This is a genomic window from Pseudoalteromonas sp. TP27 (assembly GCF_056470645.1).
This window is the reverse complement of record NZ_JARDAK010000001.1, coordinates 187,007-207,197: the sequence shown is the minus strand read 5'-3', so window position 1 is coordinate 207,197 and position 20,191 is coordinate 187,007. Positions and strand designations below refer to the sequence as shown.

Sequence of the window (20,191 nt, the reverse complement as noted above, 5' to 3'; positions counted from 1 at the left end):
GGCTTATGAGCGATAACAAAAGCAACTTACCAGCATTAATTGTGGTTGATTGGGGGAGCTCTAACTTTAGAGCTTTTTTAGTCGATGGCAAAGGCAGCATTTTAGATACTGTTAATGGTGAGCAGGGCGTACTTTGTATTAAAAACGACTGTTTAGAAACCGTATTACTTAGTTATATATCAGGCTGGTTATCAAAACATAAAACGCCGATTATTATGGCGGGTATGGTAGGCGGTGCTATTGGTTGGCAAGATACAGGCTATGTAAATGCGCCAGCTAATCTCGGTAGTATGAGCGTAAACCTTTGTAAAGCAAATAATAAAGCAGGCTTACAAATTAGTATTGTGCCGGGTGTTAAATACGTTATGGAAAATAATGTATGCGATGTAATGCGCGGTGAAGAAGTACAAGTATTTGGTGCCGTATTAGATGTAGAGCAAACAGCGGGTGAGCTAAGTAATCAAACATTGAGTGAGACTATGTTTTGCCTACCAGGTACTCACTCTAAGTGGGTTCAAGTTGCGAAAGATACTGACCAAAAAACGGTTATTACGAGCCTTAGTACGTTCATGACCGGTGAAATGTTTGATTTATTGACTAAACAAAGCATTTTAGGTGAAGGATTAGAGGCACTAGGTAAAACACCAACAGATATGCCAAGCTTTTTAAAAGGCGTTGGTGTTAGTCAAGTTCAAAGCAGTTTATTAAGTGCATTATTTAGTGCGCGTACTTTAAAGCTAGATAAACAATTAACGCTGCAAAACGTACCTAGTTACTTATCTGGTTTACTTATTGGCGCTGAGCTTGCGGGTATTAAAAGCAAGCTAAACGACATTAAGCATGTTTATTTAATTGGTAACTCAAGTTTAAATGCTTTGTATTGTGAAGCATTAAAAGAACTAGGTTTTACTTCTTCTATTTTAAGCAGTGCTACTGCATCTACTAAAGGCATGTTTACACTTGCTGTACAGGCCGGTTTAGTCACAGAAAAGGAAACTCAATTATGTCATTAATTTCGTTAACTCATGCTATGAAGCAACTACCACTGGTTGCTATTTTACGCGGCATTACACCAAGAGAAGTGCTTGATTATGCAAAGGTACTTATTGATATTGGTTACCGCGTTATAGAGGTGCCACTTAACTCTCCTGATGCATTAAAAAGTATTAAGTTATTAAGTGATAAATACGCAGATATAGCCATTATTGGTGCGGGCACGGTTGTTACTAAAGACGAAGTTGATCAGGTAATTAAAGCGGGCGGTCGTATTATTATATCTCCGCATAGCGATGTAGAGCTGATCCGTTTTAGTAAATTAAAAGGACTGTACTGCGTACCTGGATTTTATACACCCACTGAAGGGTTTGCTGCATTGCATGCCGGTGCCGACGCGCTTAAGTTTTTTCCAGCAGATACAGCAGGTCCAAAAGGCTTAAAAGCAATTACAACAGTGCTTTCGGGTATTGATATTTACCCTGTGGGCGGTGTATCGCCTCAAAACCAGGATGAATTTGTTAATGCAGGGGCATCGGGTTTTGGTTTAGGAAGTGGCTTGTATAAAGCCGGAATGGGTTTAGAAGAATTTACGACTAATGCTAAAAATTATGCTGAATATTATCTTTAATTAATTTTAATAAGATTGCGATAAAACGTTGTTGTGCTTGCATCGCTACTCATCATTCCTCTCACAATAAATGATGAGTTAGCGGTGCTATTTAAAATAAATTAAATATCCATTAACTTAGCTAAATTGGCTTTAGCATCTGCTAAAAGCTTTTCTGTAAGGGCTTGTGCTTTTTCGCTATTACCGGTGGCAATAGCATCAAATACTTCTCGGTGAAACGGGATAGAAGCATGATTACTTTGTGCACTTTGGTTTGTTACTTTAATACTCACAAGCAACGCCGAAAAAATAACGCATTCCATCGAAATAAATAGCTCATTATGAGAAGCGCGTAAAATAGCGCCATGAAAATGTGCATCAGCAATAACAAACTTATCTAAATCGCTTACCGAGCTTTGCATTTCATTTAATGCATCTTCAATGGCTTTAATATCTTCAGGCTCTGCGCGAAGCGCTGCAACACTGGCTGCTTTGGGCTCAAATGCTAAACGAAATTCCATTAATTGAGTTAAAAACTCAGGATTAAGTGGGGCGCTTAAATGCCACGCAAGAACATCATCGTCAAGCAATGCCCAGTTATCACGGGTTTTTACGCGAGTGCCAATGCCTCTGCGTACATCTAAAAGCCCTTTACCAACAAGAATTTTTACTGCATCACGAACAACAACTCGACTTACTTGAAAACGTTCGGCTAAACGGTTTTCATCATCAATCAGTGTGCCAGGAGTATATGTGCCAGCAACAATTCTACGGCCTAATTCTTTAGCTACCTGTACCGGTAAGCTAGGTGACATGGCGCTGCTGCGTCTTAGATCGTAGTATGTTAATTCGCTCATAGTATCTTAGTGTCCGTATTATTTATTTATACGTACTATTTATATGAATTTGCGACAATAAACAATGGCTATTTGTTATTTACTGTCGCAGAAAGACGAAAGCTGGCATCTTTTAGGAGTTTTTCGGTGAGGAATTCGGCTTTATCACCATCTTTTGCAGCAATGGCTTCGTATACTTCACGATGAAACGGAATAGATGCACCGTTATCGCGCGGGTCTTTATTTGTTACTTTAATACTAACTAAAAGTGCAGAATAAATAACGCCTTCCATAGAAGCTAAAAAGCTATTTTGCGCTGCTTTTATAATGGCCTTATGAAATAAAGAATCAGCAATAATAAAATCTTCTGCGCTGTTATCTGTTTTAGCCATGCGCTCGCATGCGGCTGCAATTTCAATTAAATCCTCAGGGCGCGCACGCTCAGCTGCCCAACGTGCTGCTTTTGGCTCAAAGGCTAGGCGCACGTCCATTAATTGCTCTAAAAATTTACGATTAGGTGGTGCTGATAAATGCCATGCTAATACGTCATCGTCTAGCATATTCCATCTATCACGAGGTAGTACACGCGTACCAATACCTCTGCGTACATCAAGTAGGCCTTTGCTTACTAAGATTTTTACCGCGTCGCGTACTACTACGCGGCTTACTTGGTAGCGTTTAGCGAGTGCATCTTCATCATCAATTAAACTGCCGGCTTCAAATGATCCAGACACAATGCGTCTGCCAATTTCTTTAGCCACTTGAACAGAAAGGCTTGCTGCCATTCCTGATGTTTGTTTTAGGTCGTAATATATAAGTTCGCTCATATCTTTAATCTAAACATATTATGTTTGACTGGTCAATGTAATGTGCACAAAATAGGGGGAGTGGTAACTAATTTTAATCGTTGTTTATATGTTTAAAACTGACATAGTGGGGATATAATAAAGATCGCTGATGAGCGATCTTTATAGCAATTTGGGTTATTTCAATAAAGCGTTAAAACTTAGCGCGTATACCTATACGGTAACGCGGACCAGTATATTGGGTATTAATAACGCGTTCTTTTACATCGGCATATTGATAGGTACGTTCATCAGTTATATTTATTGCTTCGCCTGTTAGCGTAAAGTTATCGTTAACCGCATAAGACATACTAAAGTCGAGCTGACCATAAGCCGCAGTATGCTCTGGTAATCCACCACTACGTATACCAGCTCGGCTACTTAAAAAGTCATCTCGCCAGTTGTAGGCTAAACGCGCTTGAAATGCATTTTTGTCGTAGTAGGCAACAATGTTATAAGAGTTTTCGGCAAATCCCTCTAATTTATCACCTGGGTCGGTCACACCTGGAAGCTCTATTTTTTGTGTGTTTTTATTTGTAGTATCAGCCCATGTATAGTTTGCTTGCACACCTAAGCCATTTAAAAAGCTCGGTAAATAATCCATATTATGTTGTACAGCAAGTTCTACTCCAGTAATTGAGCCGCCTGATTGGTTTTGTTTAGTATTAATAGTTTCGTTTACATTGCCGTATCCATCAATACTTACTGATGAATCAACGTATTGCGACCCATCCCAAATATCAGGCGTATTATCTAAATAAGTTATTTGTGCAATTGTGCTAGATATATCCTTTTTGAAAAAGTTAACCGCGTAAGAATCGCCGCTATCACTATAATATTCAAAAGATAAATCGTATTGATTAGCTTTATAAGGTGCTAAATAAGGATTGCCACCTGTTTGAGAAAAGCTACCTGCTTGCATATCGGTATACGTTGTTTGTACGCCAATGTCGTCAATGGCAGGGCGCGACATAACTTTAGCCGCTGCGGCTCTTACCAATAAGTTATCACTTAAATTAATACTAAAATTAGCGCTAGGTAACCAGTTAGTGTAACTATTTTTGGCTTTAAGGCTTCCTGAGTCTGTGTAATCAACAACTAATAAAGGTTGGCCATTATCAAGCTCGCCCGTATAACCTAGGCGCCTTTTACCGTAACCGCTTGAGCTTGTATCCGTTTTTACATAACGGACTCCCACATTACCGCGCCAATCGTAATCACCAATTAAGCCGCTGAGATTAAACTGCGAATAAGCACTTATTTTCTCTTCGGTGACGCTTGATGATGCGATTTCGTTATATTGCTCGTTTGGCCAATTTGGATTTTTGGTCATATCACGAATAGCGCTATGGTATTTATTTATATCAGCAAACAAAAAGTCACGCGGAAAATTACCCGGCTCACTACTTAAAAAATCTGAATAGGGACTTGCTGAAAAGATGTCATCAGGCATATCTCTAAGTTCGCCACAAATATCGGCATTCGGTGCTACTAAACCACAGTTATCTTCATGGAATGTTTCAAAGCGATCTCTTACTTTTTCGCGATCTGAATACGCAATACCAAAATCGATTGAATCTAAGGTTAGGCTTTCAGCAAACTCTAAATCGAGTAAGTATTTCCCTTTTGTTTGCAGCTCCGTAATCGTGTCTTGTAATTCGTAATGTGAAACTTGATTCCAATGTGCTCTCACGCTTGTCGGCGAAGCATAATCAATGGTTGTGTCTAAATTAACGGTATCAGTGTTTCTAAAATCAAAATTTAAACTGTCGTTTCGCTCCGGTGAAATATAATTAGGAACTAATAAGTCGCTACGCGGCGTTGATTTTGATGTTGAATGGCTTATATCAAACTCAAGCGTTAATACATCAAATTCTTTTACAGAATTAAATCCAAATGCCTGTGTTTTTGATTTTGACTCCAGCTCTTGAAATAAGCCATCAATTCTAAAATCAACATTTTCACCGGTTCCGCCCAGTGTTTTACCCGAAAACTTAGTGCCTGATAAAATAGTACCGTTGTCTGATACAACCACATTTCGCCAATTAGGATACTGTAAACCGGCTTGCAAACCTTGAGTTTGAGTTTCTACTGAGAGATCCGTATACATGTAATCAAAGGTATTGGTAAAGCTTGAATCAGGTGCCCACTGAAAACTGGTATTAATGCCTGTACGTTCGCGATGCTCTTGCCCTAATGCGTATTCAATTCGCCCTGCATGGCGAAGCATAGTTGGCGAAACCACATTGCCATCTAAATTATGAATGTCGCCTTCAATCACACCTGGCTCATTATTGAGTAATAACCAACGGGTAGTACCCATTGAATCGTATCGGTTATCACTTTTTTGTTGTGAAAGGGCAATATTAAAACCAAATGTTTCATCAGCAAACGTATTGCTAAATAACGCAGAGTATTCAGGACTAGTCTCGCCAGAAAGTTCACTGTATTTGGCATTTATAGAGCCAAGTACATGTAATCCAGGATTATCTAAAGGGCGTGCTGTTTTAACGTTAACATAAGCACCAATACTGCCCTCAGGCGTTTTAGCCGTAGGTGACTTAACGACATCAGCACCCGATATTAGCTCTGCTGCTAATACTTGAAAATCAAATGAACGACCAATTTCAGAAGTGGCTAATGTCCGCCCGTTTAATGTAACAACGTTAAATTCTGGGCCAAAACCACGAACAGTTATTTTTGAGCCCTCACCATTTACACGGTTAATTGAAACACCAGGAACACGCTGTAAAGACTCAGCCACATTTTGATCGGGAAACTTACCAATATCCTCAGCAACAATACTATCTTGAACACTATCGCTGTAACGTTTTAGAGATGATGCGGCCTCGAGACTTGAACGAACACCCGTTACAACAATGACTTCAGTATCGTCTTTTACTTTATCGTTTGTAGCAGCTTGAGCAAATGAACAGCTTGAGCAAATGAACAGCTTGAGAGAGCGGCTAAAACACCGAGTGCAATTTTTTCTTTGAACGCATAGTGATCTCCATATATTTGTGTGTCGTGTCGTCAGATAAAGTTCAACCTTTGAGAGTTTACTCACTTAACAAGAAGTTAATTCGCAAAAGAATAACGTTCGACAAATCTAAACGTCATATGTTTAATTGTCAAGAACACTGTTATTATTACTATGCAAATAACTTTCAATAGCAAAAAAGGAACTACAGTGGATAACTCAATCTTGCTTGAACATATCGCTAAGCATTTACTAAATAAAAGAGAGCAAGGCATTGCGATACCTGACTTATCATCAGATATAACGCTTAATTCTATAGACGACGTTTTAGCAGTTCAGAAGTTGATGATTAAGCTAAATAATCAAAAAGTGTATGGTTGGAAATGTATGCTTCCATCAGGTGATGGCACGATTACTCTCGCGCCGCTTTTGCATGCACCGGTTAAATCTATGGGACGTTGTGCTCTTTTCACAAAAAATAATAAAGCGCTCATTGAGCCAGAAATTGCATTTGTGTTAAACAAAGACCTAGCAAGCTATAAAGAATATAAAGATGAGGAAATAGATAATGCCATTGGTAGTGCCCATTTAGCGTTGGAGCTTATTCAAAACAGATTTCCAGAGGGTTATCAAGCAACACACTATGAAAAATTGGCCGATGGGTTATCTAATCAAGGTGTATATTTAGGCTCTAAAGTAGACGTTAAAAAAGCATATGAGAGCAGTGATATAAATATTGATGTTAAACAGGGCGAAGATTTACAAAGCTATGCAGGGACGCATCCTGCAGGTTTGCCGCAACTTCCTTTATATTGGGCTATTAACTTTTTAACGGAAAATGGGTTTGAATTAAAAGCAGGCCATATTTTTATTACCGGCTCTTATAACGGTCTAATGCAATTAGATATAAATAAAAAAACATCAATAAAGTACGAAGGTTTAGGAGAGATTACAGTCGAATTTTCATGTTGATACATTGAGCTTCTGTAGGTTAGCAAACGCTTTTAAATTACGTTGTACAGCTAACCTACACGGGTATTTGATTTTACGGTAAAAAAAATTAAATTATTTAAAACTCAAATGTAAAACCAAACTCTCTTAATTTTTCATATACGTTTATGTCAAAACGGTACAAAGTAGCAGCTCTATGGGCTACGTTGGTTTGTTTTTCTTTGGTTTTTTTATTACTTTGAATTGGTACGACTGAGTGGATTCGAACCACCGACCCCTACCATGTCAAGGTAGTGCTCTAACCAACTGAGCTACAGTCGTACAATTTTTGAGGTTTTACTTAAATAGATTTACTCTTTAAGTTAAGAATAAATGTTGGTACGACTGAGTGGATTTGAACTACTGACCCTTGGACCGGGTGATCAAGAGTAGGTAGTGCTTTTTCCTTCAATGATACTTATTTACTTAAATTTTGGTACGACTGAGTGGATTTGAACTACTGACCCTTGGACCGGGTGATCAAGAGTAGGTAGTGCTTTTTCCTTCAGTGATACTTTTTACTTAAATGCTGGTACGACTGAGTGGATTCGAACTACTGACCTTTGGACCGGGTGATCAAGAGTAGGTAGTGCTTTTTCCTTCAGTGATACTTTTTACTTAAATGTTGGTACGACTGAGTGGATTCGAACTACTGACCTTTGGACCGGGTGATCAAGAGTAGGTAGTGCTTTTTCCTTCAATTATACTTTTCTTAAATGTTGGTACGACTGAGTGGATTCGAACCACCGACCCCTACCATGTCAAGGTAGTGCTCTAACCAACTGAGCTACAGTCGTATTACTTTATTTAAGTAGGTGTTAATTGCTTAACAACGGCGGCTAATATATAGCGTGGCGGTTGGTGAATCAAGCAAGTTTGTTGTTTTTAAGTTTATTTGCCGTTTTTTTATTCATATTGGGCTTATTTCACACGTTTTATAAAAACCTTGCCACCAAATCACATGATTTTTAGCAGAGCTTTTTAGTAAGTTCAGTAAGTTACTTGTCGAGCCCGTTTTTACTAAGTTATTAATTTGAGGACTTGAGATACTTTCGTTAAACCAAAGCTCATTATAAAGCGGTTGTAGTGTCTCTAAATAACCAGTTAATTGCGCTTGATAGGGCTGAATTTCTTTTAGGTAAAACTTTTGAAATACGTTGCTTATGATTTTTGCTTTTTTATTATTTTTATCCTCTGGGCACAACGTATTCAAGTTTAGTGTTTTTACAAGCTGTGTGGCGTTGTTATTTAACACTACCTGCTTGCGGACTGATTGAATGAGTGCTTGGTTAAATTGAAATTTATTAAGCTGCTCGAGTGCACTAAAAATAGAATCGCTATTAATTTTATTAAATTCTTTAGCGTTAATTTGCTGCTTAATAAGTACAAGTTGTTTGAGCGCCTGCAAGGTATCACTAAAGCCTGCGGGTTCGCTACTTAGCTCGTTTGATGTTAACAGCCATGTTTTATTAAGCTCTGGCTCTTTAAATAACATGGCGTTAAAAAAGTGCATTAAGTGTGTTTCTTTGTAGTTTTTGGCAGCGAGTATTTTTGTGTAACTAGGGCTATTTTTATCAAGTGTATTTAAACAAACTTGCGCACTTTTAATAAAGTTTATTTGATACTTTAATTGCCCCGCAGCACTGGCGGTTTTACCTAATTGATTGTTGTGCTCACTTATAAGCACGTTAAGTTTACATTGGCTAATACCTGCAAGCTCAACAATGCTCAGTGTTAAGTCACTTTGTGCTATTGGGGTAGGCTGCAGTAAAGGGAGTTGCTTAAGTGGCGCAGGCTGTGTTGTATTTACATTAACGGTGCTACTTAAGCGCTCAACATAAGTTGCGTTTACACTGCTGGGTGCTTTACTACAGCCGGTAAGTGCAAAAACGAACATTACCAGCATTGTAGCTGGTAATGTTTTAAGGCTGAGTTTATTAGTTTTGATTAAGTGTATCAATTTTAAGAAATTCATATTTTAGACGTTTTTTTACCGTTAGCATTAATAAAATAGCAGCAACACTAAGCCCAACTATTATTCCTACCCAAAAGCCATGCGGCCCCATTGCTGGCACAATTATGTCTGTTCTTGCCAATACGTAACCTAAACAAAAGCCGATTAACCAATACGATATAAACGTGATATACGATATAGGCGTGGTGTATTTTAACCCTCGAAGTATGCCATTTGCTGCAACTTGTAGTGCATCCGGTAACTGATAAATACACGCTAAAATCATAATTGATGAAGCCAATGCCATTACCGCAGGGCTGTCTGTATAAAGCTGGCTAATTAAATCACGACCGAGAAATGTTATGAGTGCTAAAAATAATGCAATCGCAATTGCTAAAATATAGCTAGTAGATACCGCAACTTTAAGTTCGGTCATTTTATTTTGTCCAAATAAGTTGCCTATACGAATACTTATAGCGATAGATAGGCTTAACGGCATCATAAATAACAAAGTGGTTACGCTTGCTGCTATTTGATGGCCTGAGACTGCAACTGCGCCTAAATGCGCGATAAACAGCGGTATACACGCAAATAAAGTAACTTCAAAAAAAGTGGCCAATGAGATTGGTATCCCTAATTTTGTAATTATACCAATGGTTGTTAGGTTAGGCTTTTTAAATGATGAAAGCAGGCCTTTGGCATCTACCTTTTTACTTGTGTGGCAATAGGTAACTTGCGCTATTGCCATAACGGTTAAAACAATTGCTGTTGCTATACCACAACCTGCGCCGCCATAAGCGGGTAAGCCAAATAAGCCATTTATAAAAATGTAATTAACCGGAATATTTACGGCTAAACCCAGTAGGCTGATATAAAACGCGGGCTTGGTCATACCCATGCCTTCGGTAACGTTTCTGTATACGGTAAAAGTTAAAAAACCAAAAATGCCCCATTTAACAAAGTGAATGTAATCATACGCAAGATTTGCAATTGCTGGGCTGGTGTCTAGTTTAAAAATAATGGTGTCGGCTAAATAGGTAATAGAAAAGCCTACGCAGCATAAAATAGCTGTTAAATAGAGAGCTTGTTGAAAATAATGACTAATCCCTTTGCGATCATCGCCACCTGAAAACTGCGCAATAATACCAGTAAGCGCTAATAAAATACCTTGAAGGCCAAGTAAAAGAGGATTCCAAATACCAGTAGCAATAGAAAGTGCGGCCAAGTCGGTAGGGCTTACTTGTCCGGCCATGATTGTATCGACGACCGACATTAAAATAAGAGTTACTTGCGCTAAAAAAACAGGTAAAGCGAGGGAAAGTAAACGCTTAGCTTCCCAATTACAAAAGGTCATAAAAACAGCTATTTGATAAAACAGGCGGCAATTGTAATCTATTGTGTTTCAAATAAAAATCACAGGAGTGAATGATTTTATGAGTTGATACGTTAAACTAGCACTTTGTAATAATTTAAAGTGATTTTATGTTTACAGGAATAGTGCAAACGCAAGCTACGGTGGTCTCTAAAACTCAAACAGACGGCGTTTTACGCTTAGTTGTATCGGTAAGCGATGAGTACGTTAAACATTTAGATTTAGGTGCAAGTATTGCTATTAATGGCTGTTGTTTAACCGTTGTGCAAGTTGAGCTAAGTAATCACGATGTGGTGGCGCAAGTGCATTTTGATGTGATTGACGAGACCCTAAAGTTAACTAATTTAGGTTTGCTTGAGCTAGGCAGTTTAGTTAATTATGAGCGCTCTGTTACGTTTGGTACTGAGCTTGGCGGGCATATAGTGTCTGGGCATATTCATTGTACGTCACATATCTCTCAAATAGTTAAACTTGAGAATAACTGCAAAATACAACTCAGCTTGCCAAAAGAGTGGCAAAAGTATGTGTTGTATAAAGGGTTTGTTGCGATAAATGGCGCAAGCTTAACCGTGGGCGAGGTTGACGAACAAGGCTTTTGGTTACACCTAATCCCAGAAACACTCGCCATTACAAACATTGGTGCAGCGCAAGTGGGTGACAAGTTTAATATTGAAGTTGATCAGCAAACTTACACTATTGTAAATACGGTAGAAAACTACTTACGCCATCAGGCTTAAGTTAAAATATTTGTTCGTCGTCACTGTCTACGTGTAGCTCTAATTTATTGTTAGCATGATCTATATGCATATTTAAATGAATTGGGTTACAGCAGGCAGTGCAATCTTCTATGTAGTCTTGATCGCCCATGCTTGCGTCTAAGTCTAAATGTATGTGGTGTCCGCAATGTGGGCACGTTATTCGTTGTGATAAAAAATCTTTCATAATCACTCCAGTTATAAATAATTAAGTTAGATTCAACTTAATCGCTTACAGATGAACGCCTACTTACTCATTAAATATAGTGCTGAAATGCAGCTTATGACACTTATTTTATACCTTCAAATACCAGCTTTTCTATATGTTGTTTAGCTTCAGTAAGATAGTGACCGGCAAAGATGTTGGCGTGATTTAAAATGGGGTATAGCTGGTATATTAACTTACGTTTTTCGTAATTTGGCGATAACGGATAGTGCTGGTTATAGGCGCTATAAAAGTCTTCAGGTAGGGGAGCAAAAAGTTCGCTCATAGCAATATCCACTTCCCGATCACCATAATAACAAGCCGGATTAAATACCGTTGGCTCTGCTTTTAAAAAGCCCATATTTCCACGCCAAAAATCACCATGCAGTAATGAGGGTTCTACTTGGTGACTATGAAGCTGCTCTTTTGTGGCATTAATTAAGCGCTCGGGCTCAACAAAGTTAATGCCTTTTTCAGCGAGTAACTGTAATTGCCAACCAATACGTTCCTCGGCATAAAATACATCCCACTTTTTATGCCAGCGGTTGGGTTGCACTGTGGTCGCTAGGTAATTGTCTACATCAAAACCAAACATAGCTTGGTCGTGTTTTTGATGCATTTTAGCGAGGCTGCTTCCCATAGTTGCCCAAGTGTCGTGGGGTTGTTTATCTAAAACAAGCCACTGTAAAACAATAAATGAAAATTCAATATTAGCGCCGGTTACAATACATTCAGGGACTTTAAAATTACTATTTTGCGCCAACAGCTTTAAGCCAATAAATTCACTTTCTAAACGTTCAAGTTCGCTTTTTAGGGCTATTTTAACCAAGTAGTTATGCGTACCATTGGTAACATGAAATAGTTTATCGGTATTTGTACTTTGTAATTGGCGTTTATAGGTGTGTTTAAAGTCAAAATTAATGGCTTGGCTGATGTGCTCATTTACTGTTTTCCACATAACAATTGCTCGCCTTTTAAACAGATACTTAAACTATGGCAAAAAGGTATTAATTTAACAATCTAAACGTTGTAAAATTAACGACTATATTGCATAAAAATTATACTTACTGTAATGGAGTAAAAATGAACAAAAGTTTAATAACCAATTTGCTAGCGGGTTTATGTGTTGTTGTCGGTTTTATGTTTAACCAAGCAATTGTGTTATCTGTTGGTTTATTTGCGCTTTCAGGTGCGGTAACTAATTTATTAGCGATTCATATGTTGTTCGAAAAAGTCCCGTTTTTATATGGCTCAGGCGTTATAGCGCTTAAGTTTGAAAGTTTTAAAGTAGCAATTCGTAATTTAATATTAACGGAGTTCTTTTCAGAGCAAAAAATTAATAATTTACTCAATAAAGCGCAGCCCAATATCGACTTTGAACCAATAATTAGTAATGTTGATTTAAACCCTGCGTTCGACAATTTACTTGTCGTTATTGAAGAATCTCAGTTTGGTAGCATGTTGGGTATGTTTGGTGGCACAGCGGCAATAGAGCCAATGCGCGAAAAATTTATTGAAAAAATGCAACACTCACTTGGTGAAATTTCTCAAACTGACGACTTTAAAGTATTAGTAAGCCAAACACTTTCACAAGGTAATAGCGCAGAAAGCCTACATAAAACGGTACTTAAACTAGTTGATGAGCGCTTAGATGAGCTTACTCCTAAAATGGTTAAAGAGATTATTCAAACCATGATCCGCGAGCACTTAGGCTGGCTTGTTGTGTGGGGTGGTGTGTTTGGTGGTTTATTTGGTTTAATAGCGGCGCTTATTTAAGCGCTGTTTTGTGTTAAGTGATATCTGTAAAATAATTAAATTAAATGCTTTTTTGCGGCTGACTTATTTTTTCAGGCTGTTATTATCGCCCCCATAATTTTGTCGTGTTTTTTTAGGAGCACCAGTGAGCAAAACGTTAGCCAGTTATTATCAGCAAGCATACGCTTGCGATCAGCAGCATTTTAACCAGTGTTTTTATTGTGGCTGTGAAGCGACAGAGCGCGACCATTGTCCGCCGCTGCATATGCTACAAAGCATTGTTGATTTAGGTGAAGAGGCTGACTTTATATCTATTGCGGCTTGTTATGAGTGCCACGCACTTTTACATAACGAAAGGTTGATGACGATAGATGAACGCTTTACTAAAATGAAAAAAAAACTTGCCACTAAATATGCAAAACCACTGCGTGTTTATAACATGTGGGAAGAAAATGAACTAGGCGACATGAGCGATGAGTTTGCCCATAGTATTCAAGCGGGTATGAAATTAGGTAAAGAAGCGGCAGAGCGTTTAGCGTTTACGGGTTTTAGCTATGCCACAGAAGATGCCAAAGTAGCTGTACGCGAAAAAACGAAAGAATTTGATGTAGAAGGCATGATATTTACCGACTTTAAAGAGGCGTTAAATTACTGCATTAATGACTTAAACGTACAAAAAAGTGACTTTTATAAAATATTGGTTGAAGACTACCAAGGCGATTTTAATAAAGCATTAAGCCAGTATCGTCACCGCCATGACAAAGTAACTGCGGCTAAAGATGGTAATACAATTATTAAAGATTTTTCAAAGTTACATAAGCAAAACTCTGATTTTGTAACCCGTACGGTTAAGCACTTTATTAGTAAAGATCCATCGCTTACAACCGAAGGTGCGCTGGAAAAGTTGTATAACAATTATATAAAGAAATAATTACAGATATTCATCTTAATTAACTGCGTTTTCACCTGTTTTTTTGGCTTTATTCCTTAGCTTTCGCTAAAGTAGCAAAAAAACAGGAGATCCAAACAACATGCAAAAATTTGCACCTTCTTTATTAGCAGTTGGCTTAGCGGCTGCACTTGTAGGTTGCCAAGAAAACGGCCCGCAAGACGATAAAATAACAATCAACAAAAATCCTTACCCAAGCACTTATCAGCCCGTAGCTACATCAAGCACACTTATTACAAATGCAACAGTACTTACCGGTACTGGTGAGCGTTTAGATGATGCTGACGTATTACTTGTTGATGGCAAGGTACAACAAGTAGGTAAAGACTTAACTGCTACAGCTGATATTACAATTGATGCACAAGGCAAATGGGTAACACCGGGTATTATTGACGTGCATTCGCATTTAGGTGCCTACCCAAGCCCTTCGGTTGAGTCGCATCAAGATGGTAACGAAATGACCAGCCCTAACACTGCTGAAGTGTGGGTTGAGCATTCTGTTTGGCCACAAGATCCAGGCTTTAACCGTGCTCGCGAAGGCGGTATTACTTCACTGCAAATTTTACCAGGCTCAGCTAACTTATTTGGTGGACGCGGTGTTACACTTAAAAACGTACCTGCACACACTATGCAAGGCATGAAGTTCCCTGATGCGCCATACGGTTTAAAAATGGCGTGTGGTGAAAACCCTAAACGTGTTTATGGTCGTCAAGGTGTATTGCCTTCAACCCGTATGGGTAATATGGCAGGTTATCGTATGGCGTGGGCTGAAGCCGCTGAGTACAAACGTGCATGGGATAAATACGATGCCGATTACGCGTCAGGTTTAAACCCAGAAGCACCAGTACGTGATATTAAACACGATACGCTGCGTGGTGTGCTTGAAGGTGAAGTACGTATTCATAATCATTGTTATAAAGCCGAAGAAATGGCAATGATGATTGACCTGTCAAAAGAATTTAATTATGACGCGGGTACGTTCCATCACGGTGTAGAAGCGTATAAAATTGCTGACCTACTTGCTGAGAATGGCTCGTGTGCTGCACTTTGGCCAGACTGGTGGGGCTTTAAAATGGAAGCCTACGACATGGTTCAAGAAAACGTAGCTATTGTTGATGCAGTTAAAAATTCATGTGCAGTTGTTCACTCAGATTCAGATACAACAATTCAGCGCTTAAACCAAGAAGCGGGCAAGGTTATGTACCGCGCTAACGAAAATGGTTTTGATATTTCTGAGCAGCACGCTATTAAATGGATCACGGCTAACGCGGCTAAATCACTTGGTATTGATGACAAAACAGGTTCACTAGAAGCCGGTAAGCAGGGCGATGTGGTTATTTGGAATCAAAGCCCATTTAGTGTTTATGCTAAAGCTGAACAAGTGTTTGTTGATGGTGCAAAAGTTTACGATAGAAACGACAGCGCGTATCAAGCAACAAGTGATTTTATGTTAGGTCAACAATAAGGAGCACCCAGAATGAAAAATTTATCACGTTCGTTTTCGCTTTCTCTGGTTGCTGCAGGATTATTAGCATCTGGTGCTGTAAGCGCACAATCGCTAGCAATTATTAATGCAACATTGCATACGTCATCAGATCAAGGTGTATTAGAAGCGGCAAGCATTGTAATGACAGATGGTAAAATCACAGCGATTAACCCAACTGAAATTAAAGCCGATCAAATTATTGATGCAAAAGGTCAAATCGTAACTCCGGGCTTTATTGCAAGTATTAACCAGCTTGGTTTAGTTGAAGTAAGTGCAGTTGCGGGCTCTCGCGATGCAGGCGAGGAAAAAGCCGGTATTGATTTTGATGTAAGCTTGGCTTACAACGCACATTCAAGCTTAATTCCTTATGCGCGTAAAGGCGGCGTAACACGCGATTTAATTACCCCTCATGGTGGCGATAGTATTTTTTCGGGCCTAGCTAGTGTTGTTGATTTAAGTGGTAGTTTTGACAGCAACATGCAAAAACAAGCGGCTTTAATTGTTTACTTAGGTGAGCGTAGTAAAGGTTCTCGTGCTTTTACTTTGCAAACACTTATTAATAAGCTTGATGAGCACAAAACTAAAGCCGGTAAAAAAGCTAAAAAAGATGACGACAAGCCAAGTACTGAAGACAAAGTAATGGCAAAAGTACTCAGTGGCGAAATGCCATTAGTGGTTGGCGTATCACGTGCGGCAGATATTATTGAGCTTATTAAAGTAAAAGAGCAATTTGGTATTAACTTGGTACTTAACGGTGCGCAAGATGCTGTTGTAGTTAAAGAGCGCGTTGCTAAAGCAAATATCCCAGTAATTATTAGTGCAATGGATAGCTTACCAGCAAGTTTTGATTCGCTTCATGCGAGTTTAGATAATGCAGGCGTGCTTGAAAAAGCAGGCGTAAAAGTATTATTAACAGTAGGTGGCGATGCAAGCCACAACATTTACCAGCTGCGTTTTGATGCTGGTAATGCTGTGTCGTACGGTATGAGCCAAGAAGGCGCGTTAAAAGCGGTTACATCAAACGTTGCTGATGTATTTGGTATCAATGCAGGTAGCCTTGAAGTAGGTAAAGCAGCTGACGTAGTAATGTGGAGTAATGATCCGTTTGAACTAAGCAGCCACGTGAACAAAATGTTTATTAATGGCGTTGAGGTGTCTACACAATCTCGCCAAGATAAACTGCGTGACCGTTATACGACTGATTCAAAAATGCCACGCGCATATACTAAGTAATTAAATAACTAGAGCTCAGGCTAAATACACTTTAATTATTTAAAGGCCGCTATTTTATAAATAGCGGCCTTTTTACAAAATTCAAACACAAAAAAGCCGCTTACTTTTACAAGTAAGCGGCTTTTTAATTCAAACTAATATTTATACTAATTTAGCAAGAATATCGTTAAATGTAGTGCTTGGACGCATTGCTTTAAACGCTGCATCGTCATTAGGTAGGAAGTATCCGCTTAAATCAACAGCAGGGCCTTGCGCATCGTTAAGCTCACTTACGATTTTATCTTTATTAGACTCAAGGTCGCTAGCGATTTGAGTAAACTGTGCTTTAAGTTCACTGTCGTCATTTTGCTTAGCAAGTTCTTGTGCCCAGAATAAAGATAGGAAGAAATGAGAACCACGGTTATCAATTTCTTTCACTTTACGTGAAGGAGACTTGTTTTCTGCTAAGAAAGTGCCTGTCGCTTTATCTAGTGTATCAGCAAGTACTTGTGCCTTGTTGTTACCCGTCGTTACGCTAAGGTGCTCAAGAGAAGCAGCAAGTGCTAAAAATTCGCCTAAAGAATCCCAACGTAAGTGGTTTTCTTTTTCGAATTGTTGAACATGCTTAGGTGCAGAACCACCTGCGCCAGTTTCAAATAAGCCACCACCGTTCATAAGTGGAACAATTGAAAGCATTTTAGCACTTGTACCCAACTCTAAAATTGGGAATAAATCTGTTAGGTAATCACGTAAAACATTACCTGTTACAGAAATAGTGTCTTTACCTTCTTTAATACGCGCTAATGAGAACAATGTTGCTTCAAGCGGTGCTAAAATTTGAATATCTAGGCCAGCTGTATCGTGATCTGGTAGGTATTTATTTACTTTTTTGATTAGCTCTGCATCGTGTGCACGGTTTTCGTCTAACCAGAAAATAGCTGGAACGCCCGTTGCGCGTGCACGGCTTACTGCAAGCTTAACCCAATCTTGGATTGGTGCATCTTTAGCCTGACACATGCGCCAAATATCGCCTTGCTCAACACTGTGCTCAAGTAATGTAGTACCGTTTGCATCAACAACACGGATAGAACCATCTGCTTTAGCTTCAAACGTTTTATCGTGTGAACCATATTCTTCAGCTTTTTGAGCCATAAGGCCAACGTTTGGAACGCTACCCATAGTAGTTGGATCAAACGCGCCATTTTCTTTACAAAAGTCGATAGTTGCTTGGTAAATACCTGAGTAACAACGATCTGGAATTACAAAGCTTGTGTCTTGTAATTTACCATCGTTATTCCACATTTGACCGCTTGAGCGGATTGCAGCAGGCATAGACGCATCGATAATCACGTCACTTGGTACGTGCAGGTTTGTAACACCGTTATCAGAGTCAACCATAGCAATAGCAGGGCGGTTAGCGTAAACAGCTTGAATGTCTGCTTCAATTTCTTCGCGCTTAGCATCGTCTAATGTTTGAATTTTAGAATATACATCGCCTAAACCATTATTTACATCAACACCTAGCTCTTCAAAAAGCTCACCGTGTTTAGCAAATACATCTTTGTAGAATACTTTTACAGCGTGACCAAAGATGATTGGATCTGATACTTTCATCATTGTCGCTTTCATGTGAAGCGAGAATAAAACACCTTTTTCTTTAGCAGCATCAATTTCTGCAGCTAAGAAAGTTTGAAGCTTAGAAGCGCTGATGCTTGATGCATCAATAACTTCGCCAGCTAAAAGCGGCGTGCTTTGTTTAAGTACTGTAACGTCGCCGTTAGTTGCAACATGTTCAATACGTACATCAGTGGCTGCATCAACAGTGACTGATTTTTCTGAACCAAAGAAGTCGCCTTCGCTCATGCTTGCAACGTAAGACTCTGAATCTTTGCTCCACGCGCCCATTGAATGTGGGTTGTTACGTGCATATTCTTTTACAGAACCTGGCGCGCGACGATCTGAGTTACCTTCACGTAGTACTGGGTTTACTGCACTGCCTTTAATTTTGTCGTAAGCAGCTTGAATTGCTTTTTCTTCATCATTTTTAGGTTCAACAGGGTAATCTGGAAGTGCGTAACCTTGTGCTTGAAGCTCTTTAATTACAGCGCGAAGCTGTGGTACAGATGCACTGATGTTTGGTAATTTGATGATGTTTGCTTCTGGTGTTTTAGCAAGCTCGCCAAGTTCAGCTAGTGCATCACCAATGCGTTGTTCTGGTGTTAAATAATCAGGGAAGCTAGCAATTACACGACCTGCTAATGAGATATCGCGAGTTTCAACTTCAACACCGGCCGCATTTGTATATGCTTGGATGATCGGTAGCAACGAATAAGTTGCTAGTGCCGGAGCTTCGTCCGTTTTTGTATAGATAATTTTTGATGTCATCATCATTCCTAGATAGTCGACCGATAAGGTCTTATTCAACAATGCAAAGAAAATCATTACTGATGAGTGAGTACATATTATTAAACGAGTTAATGCACACGTACGCTCGTAATGAATAGTTTGTTAGGTGTTGGTACTCAGCGTTGCTCTTTTATAAAAGCAGAATAGTCACACCTGACGAACTGGAATTGTATTTATAGCTAAAAAATTAACAAAAATAAATCAGCCTTTAGCCTAGTACATATATAAGAGGCGACAAGTTGGATTAGTTGCTGCGTTAATACGCAATTTTTAGCACCAAGAGTGTAACAAGCTTAAATAAAAAGGGCTAGAGTTTGAGCATGCCCAATAAGCAGTTAAACAATCAACTCTTAGAACATTGGGGTATATAAAATAAATTCAAGGAAAAGGGTTGAATTTGAATGAAAAGAGGCAATAAATAGAGGAGAAGAGATAAGTTAGTATGCTTAAGGAATTAAGCGAGGATCTTAAAAGGTCACTCGCTTTAGTCGAACAAAACAATAGTCACTCAATAATGTCACCATCTGGGGCAATATTTTTAGCGTGTAGACCTTTAGGTCCTTGTTCTAATTCGAATGTTACATCTTGACCAGCTTTAAGCGTTTTATAACCGTCCATTACAATTGTTGAGTAATGAGCGAAAATATCATTCTCACAGCCGTCTTCTACGATGAAACCAAAACCTTTAGCGTTGTTGAACCATTTAACTTTACCGCAAGCCATACTTCTACATCCTTCAATAAGTTGACTAATTTAGTTATTCTAAATTGTATTATTTGCTAGACTGACTAAGGTTTAATCAATCTACGTTTGACTGTAGTTTATTTAGCCAACCAGTCAAGT

General features: G+C 38.9%; 17 protein-coding genes, 2 tRNA genes and 1 pseudogene. 8 read left to right on the top strand and 12 right to left on the bottom strand.

Features of this window, described 5'->3' with window-relative positions:
- Positions 1–5: 5 nt before the first annotated feature.
- Both PX700_RS00940 and PX700_RS00935 read left to right on the top strand, forming a co-directional pair.
- Positions 6–1,013: a 2-dehydro-3-deoxygalactonokinase gene (locus PX700_RS00940; RefSeq protein WP_415636256.1), complete on the top strand. Its 1,008-nt coding sequence runs from the start codon at positions 6–8 to the stop codon at positions 1,011–1,013.
- On the top strand, positions 1,004–1,624 hold the full coding sequence (locus tag PX700_RS00935) for a 2-dehydro-3-deoxy-6-phosphogalactonate aldolase (protein WP_415636255.1): 621 nt from the start codon (positions 1,004–1,006) through the stop codon (positions 1,622–1,624). Before PX700_RS00940 ends, PX700_RS00935 begins: the two co-directional genes overlap by 10 nt.
- A 101-nt stretch (positions 1,625–1,725) precedes the next feature.
- Here PX700_RS00935 and PX700_RS00930 read toward each other — a convergent pair whose 3' ends face one another.
- The 3 genes from PX700_RS00930 to PX700_RS00920 form a co-directional block, all read right to left on the bottom strand.
- Positions 1,726–2,460, bottom strand: a complete 735-nt coding sequence (locus tag PX700_RS00930; protein WP_197175043.1) for a FadR/GntR family transcriptional regulator — start codon at positions 2,458–2,460, stop codon at positions 1,726–1,728.
- A gap of 68 nt (positions 2,461–2,528) precedes the next feature.
- The gene (locus PX700_RS00925; protein WP_149605834.1) at positions 2,529–3,266 is read right to left on the bottom strand and encodes a FadR/GntR family transcriptional regulator; all 738 of its coding nucleotides are present in this window, start codon (positions 3,264–3,266) and stop codon (positions 2,529–2,531) included.
- Between the two features lie 172 nt (positions 3,267–3,438).
- Positions 3,439–6,351 carry a TonB-dependent receptor gene (locus PX700_RS00920; protein WP_479519571.1) on the bottom strand — a complete coding sequence of 971 codons (2,913 nt, stop codon included), beginning with the start codon at positions 6,349–6,351 and terminating at the stop codon, positions 3,439–3,441.
- Between the two features lie 123 nt (positions 6,352–6,474).
- On the opposite strand from PX700_RS00920, the gene PX700_RS00915 reads away from it, so the two are divergent.
- On the top strand, positions 6,475–7,236 hold the full coding sequence (locus tag PX700_RS00915; RefSeq protein WP_479519570.1) for a 2-keto-4-pentenoate hydratase: 762 nt from the start codon (positions 6,475–6,477) through the stop codon (positions 7,234–7,236).
- Between the two features lie 97 nt (positions 7,237–7,333).
- On the opposite strand, the pseudogene PX700_RS00910 reads toward PX700_RS00915, so the two are convergent.
- From PX700_RS00910 to PX700_RS00890, 5 genes and pseudogenes are all read right to left on the bottom strand, one after another.
- A pseudogene (locus PX700_RS00910) lies at positions 7,334–7,438 on the bottom strand (NUDIX hydrolase); the annotation flags it as partial.
- Between the two features lie 21 nt (positions 7,439–7,459).
- Positions 7,460–7,536, bottom strand: a tRNA-Val gene (locus PX700_RS00905).
- 438 nt (positions 7,537–7,974) lie between these two features.
- Positions 7,975–8,051, bottom strand: a tRNA-Val gene (locus PX700_RS00900).
- 113 nt (positions 8,052–8,164) lie between these two features.
- Entirely contained in the window at positions 8,165–9,229 is a 1,065-nt protein-coding gene (locus PX700_RS00895; RefSeq protein ID WP_479519569.1) for a DUF3080 family protein, read from the bottom strand.
- Complete coding sequence (locus PX700_RS00890; protein ID WP_479519568.1) at positions 9,192–10,562, bottom strand: MATE family efflux transporter; 1,371 nt, start codon at positions 10,560–10,562, stop codon at positions 9,192–9,194. The genes PX700_RS00895 and PX700_RS00890 overlap by 38 nt, the downstream gene beginning before the upstream one ends.
- Before the next feature lie 128 nt (positions 10,563–10,690).
- Between PX700_RS00890 and PX700_RS00885 the strand changes: the two genes are divergently transcribed.
- Entirely contained in the window at positions 10,691–11,317 is a 627-nt protein-coding gene (locus PX700_RS00885; RefSeq protein WP_415636250.1) for a riboflavin synthase subunit alpha, read from the top strand.
- A 1-nt stretch (position 11,318) separates the two neighbouring features.
- Here the strand turns inward: PX700_RS00885 and PX700_RS00880 are convergent, their stop codons facing one another.
- Both PX700_RS00880 and PX700_RS00875 read right to left on the bottom strand, forming a co-directional pair.
- Positions 11,319–11,522 (bottom strand): CPXCG motif-containing cysteine-rich protein, encoded by a 204-nt coding sequence (locus PX700_RS00880; RefSeq protein ID WP_008166246.1) that lies wholly within the window; start codon positions 11,520–11,522, stop codon positions 11,319–11,321.
- Positions 11,523–11,625: 103 nt separating this feature from the next.
- Positions 11,626–12,498: a fructosamine kinase family protein gene (locus tag PX700_RS00875; RefSeq protein ID WP_479519567.1), complete on the bottom strand. Its 873-nt coding sequence runs from the start codon at positions 12,496–12,498 to the stop codon at positions 11,626–11,628.
- A gap of 125 nt (positions 12,499–12,623) precedes the next feature.
- Here PX700_RS00875 and PX700_RS00870 point away from each other — a divergent pair, with 125 nt between their 5' ends.
- From PX700_RS00870 to PX700_RS00855, 4 genes are all read left to right on the top strand, one after another.
- Positions 12,624–13,316, top strand: a complete 693-nt coding sequence (locus tag PX700_RS00870) for a DUF445 domain-containing protein (protein ID WP_415636248.1) — start codon at positions 12,624–12,626, stop codon at positions 13,314–13,316.
- 124 nt (positions 13,317–13,440) lie between these two features.
- The gene (locus tag PX700_RS00865) at positions 13,441–14,226 is read left to right on the top strand and encodes a hypothetical protein (RefSeq protein ID WP_024590332.1); all 786 of its coding nucleotides are present in this window, start codon (positions 13,441–13,443) and stop codon (positions 14,224–14,226) included.
- A gap of 100 nt (positions 14,227–14,326) precedes the next feature.
- Positions 14,327–15,709, top strand: a complete 1,383-nt coding sequence (locus tag PX700_RS00860) for an amidohydrolase (protein WP_479519566.1) — start codon at positions 14,327–14,329, stop codon at positions 15,707–15,709.
- 12 nt (positions 15,710–15,721) lie between these two features.
- Entirely contained in the window at positions 15,722–16,963 is a 1,242-nt protein-coding gene (locus tag PX700_RS00855; protein ID WP_479519565.1) for an amidohydrolase family protein, read from the top strand.
- Positions 16,964–17,104: 141 nt separating this feature from the next.
- On the opposite strand, the gene PX700_RS00850 is transcribed toward PX700_RS00855, so the two are convergent.
- Together PX700_RS00850 and cspD are read right to left on the bottom strand one after the other, a co-directional pair.
- Entirely contained in the window at positions 17,105–19,327 is a 2,223-nt protein-coding gene (locus tag PX700_RS00850) for an NADP-dependent isocitrate dehydrogenase (protein ID WP_479519564.1), read from the bottom strand.
- A gap of 525 nt (positions 19,328–19,852) precedes the next feature.
- Positions 19,853–20,071, bottom strand: coding sequence for a cold shock domain-containing protein CspD (gene cspD / locus PX700_RS00845; protein ID WP_002962500.1), 219 nt, complete (start codon positions 20,069–20,071; stop codon positions 19,853–19,855).
- Positions 20,072–20,191: the final 120 nt, after the last annotated feature.